The organism is Rhodopirellula sp. P2 (assembly GCF_028768465.1).
Taxonomy (GTDB): Bacteria; Planctomycetota; Planctomycetia; order Pirellulales; family Pirellulaceae; genus Rhodopirellula.
In genome coordinates, this window is the sequence record NZ_CP118225.1 from 3,707,934 (window position 1) to 3,723,975 (window position 16,042).

The 16,042-nt window shown below is 58.2% G+C and carries 12 protein-coding genes and 1 tRNA gene; 6 read left to right on the top strand and 7 right to left on the bottom strand.

The genetic code is table 11. From position 1 onward, the window contains the following. Positions 1–9: 9 nt before the first annotated feature. Entirely contained in the window at positions 10–138 is a 129-nt protein-coding gene (locus tag PSR62_RS13090; RefSeq protein ID WP_274403456.1) for a hypothetical protein, read from the bottom strand. Between PSR62_RS13090 and PSR62_RS25610 the strand changes: the two genes are divergently transcribed. Further along, positions 139–678, top strand: coding sequence for a metallophosphoesterase (locus tag PSR62_RS25610; RefSeq protein ID WP_338020071.1), 540 nt, complete (start codon positions 139–141; stop codon positions 676–678). It begins immediately after the preceding gene. Between the two features lie 1,709 nt (positions 679–2,387). Here the strand turns inward: PSR62_RS25610 and PSR62_RS13105 are convergent. The 3 genes from PSR62_RS13105 to metK all read right to left on the bottom strand — a co-directional run bounded on the left by PSR62_RS13105 (position 2,388) and on the right by metK (position 4,628). After that, a tRNA-Arg gene (locus PSR62_RS13105) sits at positions 2,388–2,461 on the bottom strand. 90 nt (positions 2,462–2,551) lie between these two features. After that, complete coding sequence (locus PSR62_RS13110) at positions 2,552–3,406, bottom strand: metallophosphoesterase family protein (RefSeq protein WP_274403457.1); 855 nt, start codon at positions 3,404–3,406, stop codon at positions 2,552–2,554. Positions 3,407–3,440: 34 nt separating this feature from the next. Beyond that, positions 3,441–4,628 (bottom strand): methionine adenosyltransferase, encoded by a 1,188-nt coding sequence (gene metK, locus PSR62_RS13115; protein ID WP_274403458.1) that lies wholly within the window; start codon positions 4,626–4,628, stop codon positions 3,441–3,443. A gap of 141 nt (positions 4,629–4,769) precedes the next feature. Between metK and PSR62_RS13120 the strand changes: the two genes are divergently transcribed. Next, a complete protein-coding gene (locus tag PSR62_RS13120) occupies positions 4,770–5,939 on the top strand; it encodes a VWA domain-containing protein (protein ID WP_274403459.1) in 1,170 nt (389 codons plus the stop codon). A gap of 927 nt (positions 5,940–6,866) precedes the next feature. Here the strand turns inward: PSR62_RS13120 and PSR62_RS13125 are convergent. Continuing rightward, entirely contained in the window at positions 6,867–7,598 is a 732-nt protein-coding gene (locus PSR62_RS13125) for a tributyrin esterase (protein ID WP_274403460.1), read from the bottom strand. A gap of 1 nt (position 7,599) precedes the next feature. Beyond that, positions 7,600–8,499, bottom strand: coding sequence for a purine-nucleoside phosphorylase (locus PSR62_RS13130; RefSeq protein WP_274403461.1), 900 nt, complete (start codon positions 8,497–8,499; stop codon positions 7,600–7,602). A gap of 301 nt (positions 8,500–8,800) precedes the next feature. Here PSR62_RS13130 and fusA point away from each other — a divergent pair, with 301 nt between their 5' ends. Beyond that, entirely contained in the window at positions 8,801–10,888 is a 2,088-nt protein-coding gene (fusA, locus tag PSR62_RS13135) for an elongation factor G (RefSeq protein ID WP_274403462.1), read from the top strand. A 317-nt stretch (positions 10,889–11,205) separates the two neighbouring features. Here fusA and PSR62_RS13140 read toward each other — a convergent pair whose 3' ends face one another. Then, positions 11,206–11,583, bottom strand: a complete 378-nt coding sequence (locus tag PSR62_RS13140; RefSeq protein WP_274403463.1) for a secondary thiamine-phosphate synthase enzyme YjbQ — start codon at positions 11,581–11,583, stop codon at positions 11,206–11,208. A gap of 200 nt (positions 11,584–11,783) precedes the next feature. Here PSR62_RS13140 and PSR62_RS13145 point away from each other — a divergent pair, with 200 nt between their 5' ends. The 3 genes from PSR62_RS13145 (at position 11,784) to hflC (ending at position 15,574) form a co-directional block, all read left to right on the top strand. Then, positions 11,784–13,169 carry a PhoPQ-activated pathogenicity-related family protein gene (locus PSR62_RS13145; protein ID WP_274403464.1) on the top strand — a complete coding sequence of 462 codons (1,386 nt, stop codon included), beginning with the start codon at positions 11,784–11,786 and terminating at the stop codon, positions 13,167–13,169. Positions 13,170–13,592: 423 nt separating this feature from the next. Continuing rightward, positions 13,593–14,597, top strand: a complete 1,005-nt coding sequence (hflK, locus tag PSR62_RS13150) for an FtsH protease activity modulator HflK (RefSeq protein WP_274403465.1) — start codon at positions 13,593–13,595, stop codon at positions 14,595–14,597. Then, on the top strand, positions 14,594–15,574 hold the full coding sequence (hflC, locus tag PSR62_RS13155) for a protease modulator HflC (RefSeq protein ID WP_274403466.1): 981 nt from the start codon (positions 14,594–14,596) through the stop codon (positions 15,572–15,574). The genes hflK and hflC overlap by 4 nt, the downstream gene beginning before the upstream one ends. The last annotated feature ends 468 nt before the right edge of the window (positions 15,575–16,042 follow it).

Sequence of the window (16,042 nt, forward strand, 5' to 3'; positions counted from 1 at the left end):
GAACCACCGTTAATGCAGGGCTGGTTCCCAACTCCATCCGATCACTTCATCGCCAACTACCGTGAAATGGTGGATTTCATGATTCGCGGGAACAAGCAATCGCAAACCGTGCAGCGACGATCCAGGTCGAATTGACATATGTACGACATCATTGGTGACACTCATGGGCATGCTGATGAACTAAAAGCATTGCTTTCCGATTTGCGATATAGCTCACGCCGCCGTGGCTATCGGCATCCCGATCGAAAGGCTGTCTTCGTTGGTGACTTCGTCGATCGGGGATCGGCGATCGGAGAAGTCGTCGAGATTGCTCGGGCGATGGTGGATGCGGGGGACGCGCTCGCGGTGATGGGGAACCATGAGTGCAACGCGATCGCGTTTCATACTCCGCGGCCTGGGAAGCCCTGGTCTGGAAAGACCAGCGAATGGTTTCCGGCTCATGCGGACAGGAATTTCAAGCAGCATCAGGCGACGCTGGATCAGTTGTCGCCGGCGAACTCGCCGACGCGATCACCTGGTTCAAAACGCTTCCGGTTGCGATTGAGATCGGTGGGATCCGTGTGGCTCACGCTTCGTGGCAGAAACGGGACATCGACTGTCTCAACGAAGCGTTGGCCGACGCGGGCAGATTCGCGCCCGACTTTCTTGCCATGTCGGAAGACCCCGGCAGCGAATTAAACAACGCGATCGAGAATGTCTTGAAAGGGCCCGAGTTAAAGTTGCCAGGTGATCTCTCGGTCGTGGACAAGGCTGGACATCGGCGGGACTCGGTGCGGATCAAGCTGGTACGAAGACGGTACTGGTCGAACCTATCGTCAGCATCACCTTGGCAGCGACGAAGTGCCTGATCTTGAGATTGACTGGAAGTGTCGAGACCGGAGGGCTCGCGCCCTGCCGCTAGCAGTTGGGGGTTACCCGCGTGACGCGGTTCCGGTGTTTGTGGGCCAGCATGGCTGACCGGTACGGTCACCGACATCAGCCTGGACCACGATCTTGGCGATCCGTTTGCGCAAGTTTTCATCCCGGTAGGGATGACAGACAGAAGCCGGAAGAAAAGTTGCATCCGCGATCGGACCGTCAAATGTTGACGGCTTGTCGACTCAGTCGCCAAAAATGGTTCAACGAATGGAGGACGGGCATTCTTGCCCGTCAGAGTCGGCCAAGACCACTCATCACAACCCGACGCGTGAGCGAGGGACGCCCCCAACTCCTACGACGGCCCCATCCGGGGCGACCATTTGTTTTCCGGCATCGGTCTCTCGGGGCTTCCGCCCCGAGCTACGCACGACGGCCCCATCCGGGGCGAAACCCAGACGCCAGCCACCGTTTATTTTTCGAACGTCCCACGCAGCGACCCCCGGCTACCATCCGACATCCCTACCGGGATGGCGAAAGACAGTAGCCGGAAGAAAAGTTGCATCCGCGATCAGAGCGTCAAATGTTGACGGCTTGTCGACTCAGTCGCCAAAAATGGTTCAACGAATGGACGACGGGCATTCTTGCCCGTCAGAGTCGGCCAAGACCACTCATCACAACCCGACGCGTGAGCGAGGGACGCCCCCAACTCCCACGACGGCCCCATCCGGGGCGACCGTTTGTTTTCCGGCATCGGTCTCTCGGGGCTTCCGCCCCGAGCTACGCACGACGGCCCCATCCGGGGCGAAACCCAGACGCCAGCCACCGTTTATTTTTCGAACGTCCCACGCAGCGACCCCCGGCTACCATCCGACATCCCTACCGGGATGGAGAAAGACAGTAGCCGGAAGAAAATTTGCATCCGCGATCAGAGCGTCAACACCAAACATTTCGCAGTCCAGGCCGACGCCCAAACGGCTCCCATCGTTGCACCCGATCATTCCCGCCGACCTGCTTCGCCCTGGCGTGAGACGCGGAGGCTCAGCGTGCCATCGCCGGCGTGGAGAACGCGGGTCGTTTCGCACTCGATCCAGCGGTCGGTGTTGACGGTCACTCATTAGAGCTCGCAAGCATCGCTACGGGGTGTACGCCAGCCATGGGCGATCGCACGGCAGGTCGCTCACAAGCTCCAGGCACCTGTCACCCCGTCGGGGCTTGCTGGTTGCGTGCTGTCTCTGCTCCACGGGCTCATGCCCAATGCCATCTACTTTGTAGCGGAACGGCGCGAGCCGTCCGGTGACGCGCCGGAAAACATCCACGTTTTACCGGACGGCTTGCGCCGTTCCGCTAACAAAATCCCCTCGGTTGGTTCTAACGTAGATGGCATTGGGCTCATGCCCGTGGCGACAACGTGTCGTCCCGTGGGGACTGGTTCGGATCGTTCTGTCGAGCACGAACACACGGAAGGGACCGCCAGGAAGTGGCGACAGGCTGTCGCCATCGGCGTCCGCCGCTGGGAACCGAATGAAAAATACCCCCGACAGGATTTGAACCTGTGACCTGCGCGTTAGGAATGCGCTGCTCTATCCAGCTGAGCTACGAGGGCGAGTGGGTGACCATTGGCTGCTTGAGTCTACGTTGCTGACCGCGGGGCTGGAAGATCGTTTGGGAACCAACAGGACGCTGGTGCCCGTTGTCATGGGAAGCAAAGGGTGGGACGTGAGAGTTCGATGATATCCTCTTCGATCGTCAGCATCGACTCGATTTCCAGGCTGCCATAGCGTGAAAAACCAGTGTGGACAACGAGGTTGTCGGTCATCTGTGCCACACCGTCGTGGTGGGTGTGACCGCAGAGGACAACGTGTTTCCGGTTGGGGGCTTGGGCGGCGGCTTCGCGGAGTGCTTGCCCAACTTGACCGCAGACGAAGAACGGGGCCCAGTTGTCATCCGTCGTTTTGCCTTCGTACCAACAGGCTTCTCGAAACGGCGGCACATGCGTGGCAATCAAGACTTGCGTGATCTCGTCGGGCAAGTTGCGTAGCTTTTCAGCGATCCGGTCCGCCGCGGCTTTCCCCTCGGCCTTGAGCAAGGATTGCCAGCCATCGGGGTGGCTGGTGCGAAAGTCTTCGATCAGTTGGAAGTCGTTCAGGCGAACCATCGAGCCGGCGTAGTTGCCCTCCGTCGCATCGCCCCAGCCATCCTCTCCGATCAAGGCGGTTGAGGCATTGAGCGGCACCGGGGGATGGTCGGTCAGGTAGGTCAGTTGTGGAACGTCACGGCACAGGGCGATCAGATCGCGCCGGGTGGACGCGATCGATTTGCCATAGAAATCGTGGTTGCCCAGCACGAAGTGAATCGGCCGATCCAGGGTCTCGGCCAGGCATCGCAATTGATAGGCAACGTCGTCTCCCTCGGACAAATCGCCCGTGATCAGAATCGCGTCGGGATCCAGTTCCAGCAGCTTTGCCACCCACGACTGCCAAACATCGAGTTTGGCATGATCGAAGTGCGGGTCGGTGATCCACGCGATTCGGCGAAGCGGCTGATTCAAGGGGACGTTGCAACGACTGGGGAAAGACGGAACCTCAGACGGTGGCGGTGGCACCAGCGGCTTCCGCCAAAGCTTCTGCTTTGTCGGTTTTTTCCCAGGTGAAGCCATCGCCTTCGCGACCGAAGTGGCCACCAGCGGTGGTTTCAACGAACACGGGACGACGCAGTTGCAAGTGCTCGATGATCCCACCGGGAGTCAACGGGAAGTGCTCGCGGATCAGTTCGCAAAGTTTGGCGTCCTCGATTGTGCCGGTGCCTTCGGTGTCCACGTGAACGCTGACAGGTTCCGTCACACCAATCGCGTAAGCCAATTGGACTTCGCAGCGTTCGGCGAGGCCAGCCGCCACGATGTTCTTGGCAACGTAGCGAGCCATGTAAGCTGCACTGCGGTCAACCTTGGTCGAGTCCTTGCCACTGAAGGCACCACCACCGTGACGGCCCCAGCCGCCGTAGGTGTCCACGATGATCTTGCGGCCGGTCAAGCCACAATCGCCGTGAGGTCCACCGATGATGAACTTGCCGGTTGGGTTGATGTGATACTTGATGTCGCCCTTGTCCAGCTCGGCTGGGATCGAAGGTTTGACGACGTTTTCAATCACGAACTTTTCGATTTCATCGTGCGAAACGTCTGGGCCGTGTTGAGCGCTGACGACGACGGCTTCGATGCGAACGGGGCGATTGCCTTCGTACTCGACCGTGACTTGGCTCTTGTTGTCGGGACGCAACCAGTCGACTTCTTTGTTGAAGCGAGCTTCGGTGATGCGGTTGATAATGCGATGCGAGAGCGCGATCGGCAGGGGCATCAATTCAGGTGTGTCTTTGCAGGCGTAACCGAACATCAGGCCTTGGTCGCCCGCGCCGATGTCTTTGCCCGAGGCTTCGTCGGAGTTCACGCCTTGAGCGATGTCGGGGCTTTGCGCGTCCAAGCGGATTTGGACTTCGCAGGTCTTGCCATCGATTCCGATGTCGGGATCGTCATAGCCGACGGCCACGATCGTGTCGCGAACAATTTTTTCGTAGTCGACGTCTGCTTGGGAAGAGATTTCACCGGCGATGACGGCCAATCCCGTGGTGACCAGCGTTTCGCATGCGACGCGGCTGTTGGGATCTTGGGCCAACAGTGCATCCAAGATGCTGTCGGAAATTCGGTCCGCCAGCTTGTCGGGGTGGCCCATGCTGACCGATTCACTGGTGAAAAGAAAACGGCCTGATTCGTTACTCACTACACTGATCTCCGGGAAAACAGACGAAAATGATCGCCGTTGGAAATTGGTTTCCTCCCGCGATGTCCCCCTTAGCGTAAAGTCTGGTCACGACGGCGCAAAGCGGCACAAATAACGGAAAAGGAACGCTCCTGAGCTGCCATGGCCTCCTCACCTCCTCACGAACCGAACACGAACACCGGGAATTCCGACGGACCAGGATCCAATCGTCCTCGAACCAGTCGTGTTCCAGGCAACGTGCCTGCGGTCGAGACGCCGTGGCAGCGGCCGACCGTTTCGACTGGGCCGCTGGTTGGTTCCTGTTTGGTTCACCTGATTCTGATTGGCTCCGTTCTTGGCTGGGTGCAATCTCGATCGGCGGGGACGATCGAGCAGCCGACGACCAGCGTCGGTGTGGCGATGGCCTACCGAATGCCGGACCGGACGCTGTACGTCACCGAAGATTCCACGGAACAGTCCGACGCCGCGACCGCGAACCGATCGGATCGAGCAGTCGATGAACGTTCCCAGTCCGTCGATTCGACCGATGCGGAGCAGTCGCAGTCGACAGCATCGGCCGCGTCGGCACCGCCGGCGGGCTTTGTGCCGCCCGTGGATTTGGACGGTTTGTTTGCCGAACTGACTCGCCGCGGCGTGGCGGCGGGCGAGTCCGAGGGGACCGGAGTCGAAGGTGTGCTGCGGTTTGGCGACGGCAAAACCGCGGATCAGTTGGGCACCGGTGAATTGGTTCCCGGCACGACCCGCGCGGGCGAAGGGGCGGGTCAAACCACCACCTCGGTGTTTGGTGTCTCGGGATCCGGCAGCGCGTTTGTGTATGTGTTCGACCACAGCGAGAGCATGTCCGCATCCGGTGGCAAACCTTTGCGAGCGGCCAAGCAAGAATTGATTCGAAGCTTGCAGACGTTGAGTGAACGCCAGCAGTTTCAGGTCATCTTTTACAATGATCGCCCCAAGGCGTTTTCACCCGATGGTCAGACCAGCGGTTTGGTTTGGGGGGAAGAGGGCAATCGCCAACGGGCCGAGGCGTTTGTCCAGCGGACCGTCGCGATCGGCGGGACCGAGCACCAGTTGGCACTGCGGATGGCGTTGCGGTTGGCACCGGACGCGATTTTCTTTTTGACCGACGCGTCGATTCAAACGATGAGTGCGGAACAGATGGCGGACATCCGCCGGAGAGCGGAGCAGACCGGGACGGTGATCCATGCGATCCAGTTCGGCTCGGGCCCCGAGCCCGCGAATTCGTTCATGAAAGAAATCGCACGTCAAAATCGCGGCGGGTATCGCTACCTCGATGTGGTCTCTGGCGGCTGAATTCAGCGTCTTCGAATCCACATCCGAGGTCGTGCTGCAGAGTCGAACAGTTGTCCTCCACGGTTCCGTCGGGCGGCCTTTCATCGCCAAACCTCATCGCACCCGAGTCCACTTTCAAACGTTCGCGTCACACTGCTCGACGAAACCAACCCATCACGCAAACATTGAAGCAGGTTGGCTGGAATGATTGGGGACAACCATGTGAGCCGTTTGGGCGTTGGCCTGGTTGGACGTGGGAACCGTGGCTAACGCCAAACGGCTCACATACCCGATGACACCTGCGTGCCTGCTTAGCGGTGTGGCGCAAGTCGCTCGGTGAGGAACCGGAGGGGGCCGTCGTGCTTCGCTCGGGGTGGAAGCCGAATGGCACTTACTTCACCCTCCCTCTGGGAGGGTCGGCCCGCTTCGGGCCGGGGAGGGCGAACCTAAAACCCGGTGTGTAGCCCTCCCCTCGCTTCGCTCGACCCTCCCAGGGGGAGGGTGGATTTGTAAAGTAAGTGCCATTGGGCGGAAGCCCCGAGAGACCGATGCCGGAAAACAAACGGTCGCCCCGGATGGGGCCGTCGTGGGAGTTGGGGGCGTCCCTGGCTCACGCTTTTAGCTTACCCAGCCTCGGTCGATCTGCTGTGAATCGCCCCCTCACCCGAACAGGGCCTCCATCGGCCTGTTCGACCTCTCCCCCAGCAAAGCTGAGGGAGAGGTGACTTGTTGATGCGAGGCAGAAACTTGCGCACACCAGAAACGCTGCAACCCAATGATTGAACAGCCCAGCGCTAGCTCACGGTTACCGAAGACGAACCGGACGCTATCGCGTTCCGGCTGATTCAATCAACAGGCTGGTTTGCAGGAAGACCGAAGTCGGGCGACTCCGGCTACGGTTTGATGGGGGGCGAAACCGGGCCAACCAGAGCGAGAGCGGGACCGCTGCTAGCGCCAGTTCGGGCGGATTTCGCCGGCACCCGCTTCTTCGGCGTCCAGGCGTGCCTGGGGAATGATGCGTCGAAACTCGGAAGCTGAGCCGCGAATCGAGGCTCCCATCAGCAGCAATCCCAGGCGGACCTCTTCTCGTTTTCTCAGCGGAGCTTCGATCACACCGGGGGCCAAGGATTCCGCCTTGCCGCGCAGGAAAACGGTCACGTTGTTCAACCCGTCGCCCAGTCGTTTGCCCGCATCTCCGCCGACCACGATCGTGCCGCCCAGGGCTCCGGCACCCGTGTCATCGCCGACGCTACCGCGAACAAAGATGCTGCCGCCACGCATTGCCGCACCGACCCGGTCGCCTGCCGAGCCGTAGACGGCCAGGGTCCCGCCGGTCATCGCCGATCCCAAACCGCAGCCCGCATTGCCCGTGATCAGGACCACGCCGCCGCTCATGCCGTCGCCGGCGCCGTGGCCAACGTTGCCGTCCAGGCGAACGTCCGCATCGCGACAAAACGCGAACGCGTAATCGCCTAGGTCGCCTGCGGCCTGGAATCGAAGCGGCGTTTGGCAACGCATCATCGCAGAATGCTGGCCATGCAGGCCGGTCAACTCGACCAGCGGCGCGGGGGCCTCGGGGTCGGTTTGACAGGGAATCGATTGCATCGCCGATCGCAATTCGGCATCGGACAGCTGGGAAATGTCCCAAGAATGATCGGGCTGCTGGGGTTCCTTCGTCACGTCACGCTCCATGGGTGGCAATCGCTCGGACGATTTGTTGTAACCGGTCGGCGGCCCGCTCGCACACCTCCAAGACATCCGCGTGATCGGCGGTCACCGGGGCGTCAGGCAGCGCGAGGTTGGTGACGACTGAAATCCCTATTGTTCGAACGCCCGCCGAGGAGGCGGACAGGATCTCTGGGACGGTGCTCATGCCGACCAAGTCCGCACCCAAGCCCCGCATCATTCGGCACTCCGCCCGGGTTTCGTAGTTGGGGCCGTTGACGGCCAAGTACATTCCGCGGCGAAGTTCAAACCCGTGCTTGTGAGCGGTCTGGTGAGCGATTTGGTCGAGTGTCGGATCACAGGTGCTCAGCCGCCGTTGGAACCACCCCGCCGCCGAGGCTGGCGCTGACGATGGGTTTATCGGGGACTGAAACAGGGTCGGAGGTGCCCCTAGTTTTCCACCCAACCAACTGCTGTGTTCATGGATCAGGACCAGATCACCGACTGAAAAACTGGGGTTCAGCCCGCCTGCCGCACAGCTGACGACCAGTTCGCTGATTCCGATTCCCGCCATCAGTGCGACGGGCCGGGTGACGTCTGGCAGTGAATGTCCCTCGTAAACGTGCAGTCGGCCGGCCATGGCGATGATTGGCCGCGACGCCAGGTGCCCCACAATGAATTCGCCCCGGTGCCCGGCAGCGGTGGACGCGGCCAGACCGGGGATCTCACGGTAGGGGATGACGGTGGGGGATTCGATCGCATCGGCGAGTCCCCCCAGTCCGCTGCCGAGCACGACTCCCAGGGGCGGATGGGGGGATTCACGAAGAACCGGGATCTTCGCCTGCAGGGCCGCCAGCGATTCTGAAAAATCGGGGAGCGGGTCCGGCACGGCGGGATGGCTGAAGTTGGCGGGCAAAATCGTCTCAAAAATCCAATGTCAGGGAGGATCTGTCGGCAATGACGAGCAAAGATTGCGCCTGATTCGTTTTGGGGTTCCCGATCGGGGCCACCTTTGCGATATTTCCGTTCGATTTCTTGGCGAGATTCGAAACGGATGTCCGGGCGATTCCCGGTATTGCCAGTCTACACCCCCCAACAATTTTTGACGATTCGTCGGCCACCCTCCAAATCCACCCGGAATTTCTGCGACATCCATGTCAGTGGTGTCGACGGGCGTGCTTGGAACCGCCGCATTGGTCGCGCTTAGGTGAAGTATTATGAATTTGGAGAAAATCAGAAACATTGGTATCAGTGCCCACATTGACTCGGGCAAGACCACTCTGAGCGAACGGATCCTGTTTTACAGCGGTCGGATTCACAAGATCGAAGATGTTCGTGGTGGTGGTGACGGCGCGACGATGGATCACATGGAACTGGAAAAAGAACGTGGGATCACGATCACCAGTGCCGCGACCAGCGTTCAGCACAAGGGTTATCACATCAACTTGATCGACACGCCCGGCCACGTCGACTTCACCGTCGAAGTGGAACGTTCGCTGCGTGTTCTCGACGGTGCCGTGTTGGTTCTGTGCAGTGTCGGTGGTGTGCAAAGCCAGTCGATCACCGTTGACCGTCAAATGAAGCGATACCAAATTCCTCGCTTGGCGTTCATCAACAAGATGGACCGCACCGGTGCCAACCCCCGACGCGTGGTCGAGCAACTCCGGGAAAAACTCGGTGCCGATGCCTTTTTGGCGCAAATTCCAATCGGCGCGGAAGAAAACTTCCGTGGCGTCGTCGACCTGATCGAAATGGTGGCTTACACCTTCGAAGGCGACCAAGGCGAAAATGTTGTCACGGGCGAAATCCCAGCGGACTTGAAAGACGAAGCGGAAGAGTCACGCGTCGCGATGTTGGATTCGTTGTCCAACTACAGCGATGAAGTGATGGAGTTGCTGCTCAGCGAAGAAGAAGTGCCCAAGGACATGATCTACAAGGTCATGCGTCAGGCCGTTCTGAACGGTGCGACCCCTGTCTACATGGGCAGTGCGTACAAGAACAAAGGTGTTCAACCCTTGCTCGACGCGGTCACCGAGTATTTGCCCAGCCCACTGGATCGTGAAATCTACGGTCGCGACCCTTCTGACGAAGACAAGAAGATCGAATTGGCTCCCGATCCGGAAAAGCCGTTCGTCGGCATGGCCTTCAAGATCGCCGAAGATCCGTTCGGTCAGTTGACCTTCATGCGGATTTACCAAGGCACGATCAGGAAGGGCGAGGCCTACACGAACCAACGTTCGACGAAGAAAGAACGCTTCAGCCGGATTGTGCGAATGCACAGTGAAAAACGTGAAGAAATTGACGAAGCCAGTGCCGGCGACATCATCGCCGTGATGGGCATCGACTGTGCCTCCGGGGACACCTATTGCAGCGAGCGAGATTACGCGACGCTGGAATCGATGTTCGTGCCTGAGCCCGTCATCAAGATCGCCGTCAACCCACTCAACCGTGGCGATGGCGACAAGATGAGCAAGGCGTTGCAACGCTTCCGCAAGGAAGACCCAACGTTCAGCGTTTACACCGACGAAGAAACCAACGAGATCCTGATCTCGGGCATGGGTGAGTTGCACCTGGAGATCTACATCGAACGCATTCGTCGTGAATACGGCGTCGAAATCGAAGTCGGTGCTCCCAAGGTTTCTTACCGCGAAAGCCCGACCAAAGAAGTCGACTTCAACTACAAGCACAAGAAGCAAACCGGTGGTTCAGGTCAGTACGCTCACATCGTTGGCAAGCTGATCCCAATCGAATCGGAAAGCGAAGACAGCTTCGAGTTCGAAGAAAAGGTCGTCGGTGGACGGATTCCAAAGCAGTACATCCCGGCTGTCGAAAAAGGCTTCCGCGATATCCTGGGCAAGGGTCCGATTGCCGATTATCCCGTGGTGGGAACTCGCATCGAGTTGCTCGACGGTAGCTACCACGACGTTGACTCCAGCGAAAAGGCTTTCTACACCGCTGCTCAAGGTTGTTTCCGCGAGTACTTCAAGCAAGCTGCTCCGAAGTTGCTCGAGCCGATCATGAGCGTTGAAATCGAAGTCCCGGAAGACTTCCAAGGAACCGTGACGGGGGACGTGATTCGTCGCCGTGGTCTGATGACCAGCAACGATACCAACGAAGGCATGACGGTCATTCGTGCGGAAGTTCCTTTGGCAGAAACCTTTGGTTACGCCACCGACCTTCGCAGCATGACTCAAGGTCAAGGAACGTTCACGATGGAATTGGCGGCTTACCGTCAGACTCCGTCGAACATCCAAGAAGACATCATTGCGGAACGCAAGAAAGAAGAATTGGCCGGAGCTCGCTAAGCCAGCCTGCCATTTCGAATGAACAGAAAACCACGCAACTCACGTTGCGTGGTTTTTTTTTGTGCGCGAGCTTCGTCGCTGCTTGTGGCCGCCCCAATCCCGCGTGCCGCCCCAGCGGTTACTGCCCCAGCGGTTACTCGCCGATCATTTTGACGAGGATTCGCTTGCGACGTCGCCCGTCAAACTCGTAGTAAGCAGTTCGGCAGGAGTCTTTCAGCATTTTGAATGTTTTGGGTAGCGTCGTTGCTCCCACGTACAACCGGGGCTAACGCCCAAACGGCTCACATGGTTTTGCCCGATCATTCCTGCTGACCTGCTTAGAAGATGTGTTCCCAAGGCCCGAGGTGAAGCTCGCCTTCGGTGATTGCCACGACCACCTCGCGCCCCATGATTTGGCGTTTGTGGTGCGCGTCAGCGTTGTCCTCTCCCGTTCGATTGTGCAGGTAGCCGCCTGAGGCCGGGTCCGTACCGGCATGGAATGGAACCAGTTCCTCAAGCCAACGTTCGTAATCCGCGTGCAAGCCGGATTCGTTGTCGTTGATGAAGACGCTGGCGGTGATGTGCATGGCGTTGACCAACACCATGCCTTCTTGGATGCCGCTCTCTCGAACCAGTTGGTCGACTTCTCGGTGGATGGAAACAATTCCGCGACGGTGGGGGATTTCCATCCACAGTTCTTTGGTCAATGACTTCAACGTTGGACTCCTGACTTTGTTTGAGAGGCAAAGGTTCTTGATGGGATTCATGTTTCATCGGTGATTTTATGAGATGATGGTCCGGAACGCGATTCGTTGGCTTCGCGTGGACGTGTCTTTGCAACCAACTTCACCATGCAACTCCTGCCACTGCCGTGGTCGGCTCCCATGGATTCCTTGAACTGTTTGAGTCTCGCGCCGTGTTTGGAAAACGATGGACGTTCGGTTTGTTGCTGCTGTGGGGGACTCTTTCGGTGACCGCTTCCAATCTTCGAGCGGATGACCTCAGGCCGTTGGAATCAGATGTCTCCGGTGCCGAAGCAACCGAGCGTTTGGCGGAGATGGTGTTGCGTCGAGACGAGCATTTTCGCTGGGAGATCCGTGATCGTGGGAATCTCGGTGGGTGCGACTACGTCCTGGTGCACCTGGTCTCACAATTGTGGCAAGGAATTCCTTGGCAACATGAACTGTACATTTTGAATCCGCCGGAGGTGGATCCGAATGAATCCAATGCATTGATGCTGATCACCGGTGGATCTTGGAAATCCGAGTGGGGATCGGAGGGGCCGACTGAAGTCAAAGTGCCCCGCGAGGCGGTTGTTCTGGCGAGTCTCGCAATGGAAGTGAAGACACCGGTTGCGATCCTGAAACAGGTTCCCTTTCAACCGATGTTGGATGGGCTGAAGGAAGACGCTTTGATTTCGCTCACCTTTCAAAAGTTTTTTGAAACGCAGGATCCTGAGTGGCCGTTGTTGCCCGTGATGGCGCGTTCCGCATCGGCTGCGATGGACGCGGTCGTCGGTGCAACCGAGCAGGAGTGGGGGCTGTCGTTGGACGGGTTCACGGTGACCGGAGCGAGCAAACGTGGATGGACAACGTACTTGGTGGGGGCGACGGACCCGCGAGTCAAAGCGATCGCCCCGATGGTCATCGACATGTTGAATCTGAATGTGCAGATGAAACATCAGCTCGAAGCTTGGGGAGCCTACTCGCCTCAGATCAAGGACTACACCCAGCGTGGTCTTCAAGAAATGATGTCGACACCAAGCGGTAAAACGTTGATGCAGTTGGTGGATCCCTATGAGCACCGGGCGGCCTTGGACATGCCCAAGCTCGTGTTGCTGGGCAGCAATGATCCCTATTGGCCTGCCGATTCATCGCAGCACTACTTCGACGATCTGCCCGGTTCAAAGTGGCTGCTGAACATTCCGAACAATGGACACGGGTTGAATGACATCTCAAGAATGGTGGGGGGTGTCTCGGCGCTGCATCGATCGGTCTGCCAAGACATTGTCATGCCGGATTGGAAAACGCGTTCGGTAACCACGCCGGAGGGGATGGAAATCATTGCGACGAGCGATCAAACCCCAACCAAGGTGATGGTTTGGACCACCACCTCGCCCACACGTGACCTCCGATCGTCGCATTGGAAGTCGACGTCCTTGGAGGCGGCAGAGGATGGAAAGTGGAACGCGCCAATCAAATCGCCAAACTCGGGAAGCGTGGCAGGATTCATCGAGGCACAATACGAAACGGGCGGCACATTCCCGCTCTCGTTGACCTCGCAGATTTATGTGGTGGAGTGAGTCTTCGCTTGTCACGCAGTTAAGCACCACGTGAAAAACAAGTGACGTAGCGGAAGGACGCGAGCCCTCCGGTTCCTCACCGGGCGGCTTGCGCCACACCGCTAAGCAGGTACGCAGGTGTCATCGGGTATGTGAGCCGTTGGCGTTAGCCACGGTTTTCACGCGCAGGCCAGGCGAACGCCCAAACGGCTCACAGAGTTGTGCCCGATCATTCCAGCCGACCTGCTTAACATCGTCACTTGTTGTTCACGCGTTGCTAAAAGTCACCGGTGAAAGTCAACGGTTCTTCGGCCCGCGACCCTAGCAAGTCGAATCGGGCTGCATTAGAGTGAGCCGTCCGACTTCTCCTTGGTCATCTTTCGATGGCCTGCTGTCTCTCGAAGTGATTCAGCGACCAATCCTTTGACTTGATCGAACAGCCCAATGAGCTTTGAACGCGGCAACCGGCGAGACTTTGATTGGCAAAACATCGATTGGGGGAGGATGGAAGATTTCCGCCCCCTCCTTTTCTGGGGCGTCCCGGCAATGCTATTGGCCCTGTTGGCTTACACCTCCGTTTACACCGTTCAAGCGGAATCGCAAGGAGTTGTGTTGCGGTTCGGCAAGTACATCAAAACGGTCGATCCTGGTCTGCGTTACAAGCTTCCCTTCGGTGTGGATCAGGTCTCCATCCTGCCGGTCAAGCGTCAACTGAAACAGGAGTTTGGATTCGGCACCGAGGGAGCTTCCGACACGAAGCAGTATTCCAATGAGCAAGCTGAGGAACGGAGCATGGTCACCGGTGACCTGAATGCTGCGACTGTGGAATGGATCATCCAGTACCGAATCCGCGATCCACAGTTTTATTTGTTTGAGGTTCGCAACCCCGGCGACACGCTCCGGGCGATTTCAGAATCGGTCATGCGAACCGTGGTTGGTGATCGCACTGTTGACGAGGTGATCACGGTGGGGCGGCAAGAGATCGAAGCGGAAGCTCTTGTTCAACTGCAGGACGTGGTGAACAAGTACCAGCTTGGTTTGAGCATCGACCAAGTTCAGTTGAAGAACGTCAACCCACCGGTGACGGTTCAGCCTTCGTTCAACGAAGTCAATCAAGCCCAGCAGGAACGGGAGAAGATGATCAATGTCGCCAACGGCGAATACAACAAAGTCGTGCCTCGCGCCAGTGGGGAAGCCGAACAGAAGATTCAAGCCGCCGAGGGCTACGCCCTCAAACGTGTCAACGAAGCCGAGGGGGATGTGTCTCGCTTCAATGCTGTCTTGACCGAGTACCTGAAGGCCCCCGAGGTGACCAAGCGACGCATCTATATTGAAACGATGCGGGCGGTGGTGCCCAACCTTGGCAAGAAGATCATCCTGGACGAAGAAGCCAGTCAAATTTTGCCGCTGCTGCAAATGTCAACCGACACACAACGAGGCCAACGATGAAACGTGCCTTCCTGCCCCTCGCCGTCCTGCTTCTGCTCCTGGCGTCCTTTGTCGGTTTGAGCAGCGCGTACACCGTGTCGGAAACCGAACAGATCATCATCACTCAGTTCGGCAAGCCCGTGGGGGATCCGATCAGCGACGCAGGGCTTCACTTCAAGACCCCGTTCATCCAAGAAGTCACCCGCATCGAGAAGCGAATCTTGGAGTGGGATGGTCGCCCCAACGAGATGCCGACCAAGGACAAGACTTACATCGTGGTCGATACGTTCGGACGATGGCGGATCAACGATGCGAAACAGTTCTTTCTGCGATTGCGAGACGAACGCAGCGCCCAGTCTCGCTTGGATGACATCCTCGGCAGCGAAACTCGCAACGCGATTGCCAAGCACGAGCTGATCGAAGTCATTCGCACCACCAAGGATCGCGAGCCCGACGTCGATGCGACCTTGGTCGACGCACCCGGCAACATCGGCATGCTCTATCCCATCACGCTGGGGCGTGCGGTGATTGAACACGAAATCTTCGAGAAGGCCGCGAGCAAGCTCAATGATTTCGGAATCGAGTTGCTGGACGTTCGGTTCAAGCGAATCAATTACAACGAAAGTGTTCGCATGCGTATTTTTGAACGCATGATCAGTGAACGACAGCAGATCGCAGAACGTTTTCGCAGCGAGGGCGCGGGCGAGGCGGCGAAGATCATGGGGCGGAGCGAGCGAGACCTGCTGCAAATCGAATCCGAAGCCTACAAAACGGTCCAGCAAATTCACGGCGTTGCGGACGCCAAGGCGACCGAGATCTACGCCAGTGCTTACAACCAAAGCGACGAATCCGTTGACTTCTATGAATTCATCATGACGATGGAGTCGTATCAAGAAATGCTGGACAAAGACAGCACGCTGATTCTCACCACAGGCAGCGACATCTTTCGATTTCTCAAGCATGTCGATCGGCCAAACAACGCCCCGGCGGCAAGGTAAGCAGGAGTCTTTCAGCGTTTGAAATGTCTTGGCAAGCGTGGTTGCTACCACGTCCAGCCCAGGCGAACGCCCAAACGGCACTTGCTTTACAAATTTAACCTCCCCCCTGGGAGGGTCGAGCGAAGCGAGGGGAGCGGCTACACAACGGGTTTTAGGCTTGCCCTAGGCTGTCAAAAGGTTGGTATTGACACGGAAAATGCGACGTTGATTTTTATTCTGTCCTACGCCCCAACGGGGCAGCTCTAAGATAGCCCCAGGCATCGCCTGGGGTTTCGTTACGGAGATTCCGACACCAGCCCCAACGGGGCGGCCCTAAGAAAGACTCCCCAAAACCCGCTAGGACCGCCCCCGTTGGGGCTTTGTAATCTTGGTCCCGCCACAACCCAGGGCGTTGCCCTGGGCTGGCATAGGGCTGCCCCGTTGGGGCGAAGTCGAGGAACAAAACCTGCGCAGTCCAAAGCGGTGTCA

What these genes read in the sequence shown, in the direction of transcription:
- PSR62_RS13090 (WP_274403456.1), bottom strand. Translation starts at nt 138, where the DNA reads ATGTCAATTCGACCTGGATCGTCGCTGCACGGTTTGCGATTGCTTGTT.
- PSR62_RS25610 (WP_338020071.1), top strand. Translation starts at nt 139, where the DNA reads ATGTACGACATCATTGGTGACACTCATGGGCATGCTGATGAACTAAAA.
- PSR62_RS13120 (WP_274403459.1), top strand. Translation starts at nt 4,770, where the DNA reads ATGGCCTCCTCACCTCCTCACGAACCGAACACGAACACCGGGAATTCC.
- fusA (WP_274403462.1), top strand. Translation starts at nt 8,801, where the DNA reads ATGAATTTGGAGAAAATCAGAAACATTGGTATCAGTGCCCACATTGAC.
- hflK (WP_274403465.1), top strand. Translation starts at nt 13,593, where the DNA reads ATGAGCTTTGAACGCGGCAACCGGCGAGACTTTGATTGGCAAAACATC.
- hflC (WP_274403466.1), top strand. Translation starts at nt 14,594, where the DNA reads ATGAAACGTGCCTTCCTGCCCCTCGCCGTCCTGCTTCTGCTCCTGGCG.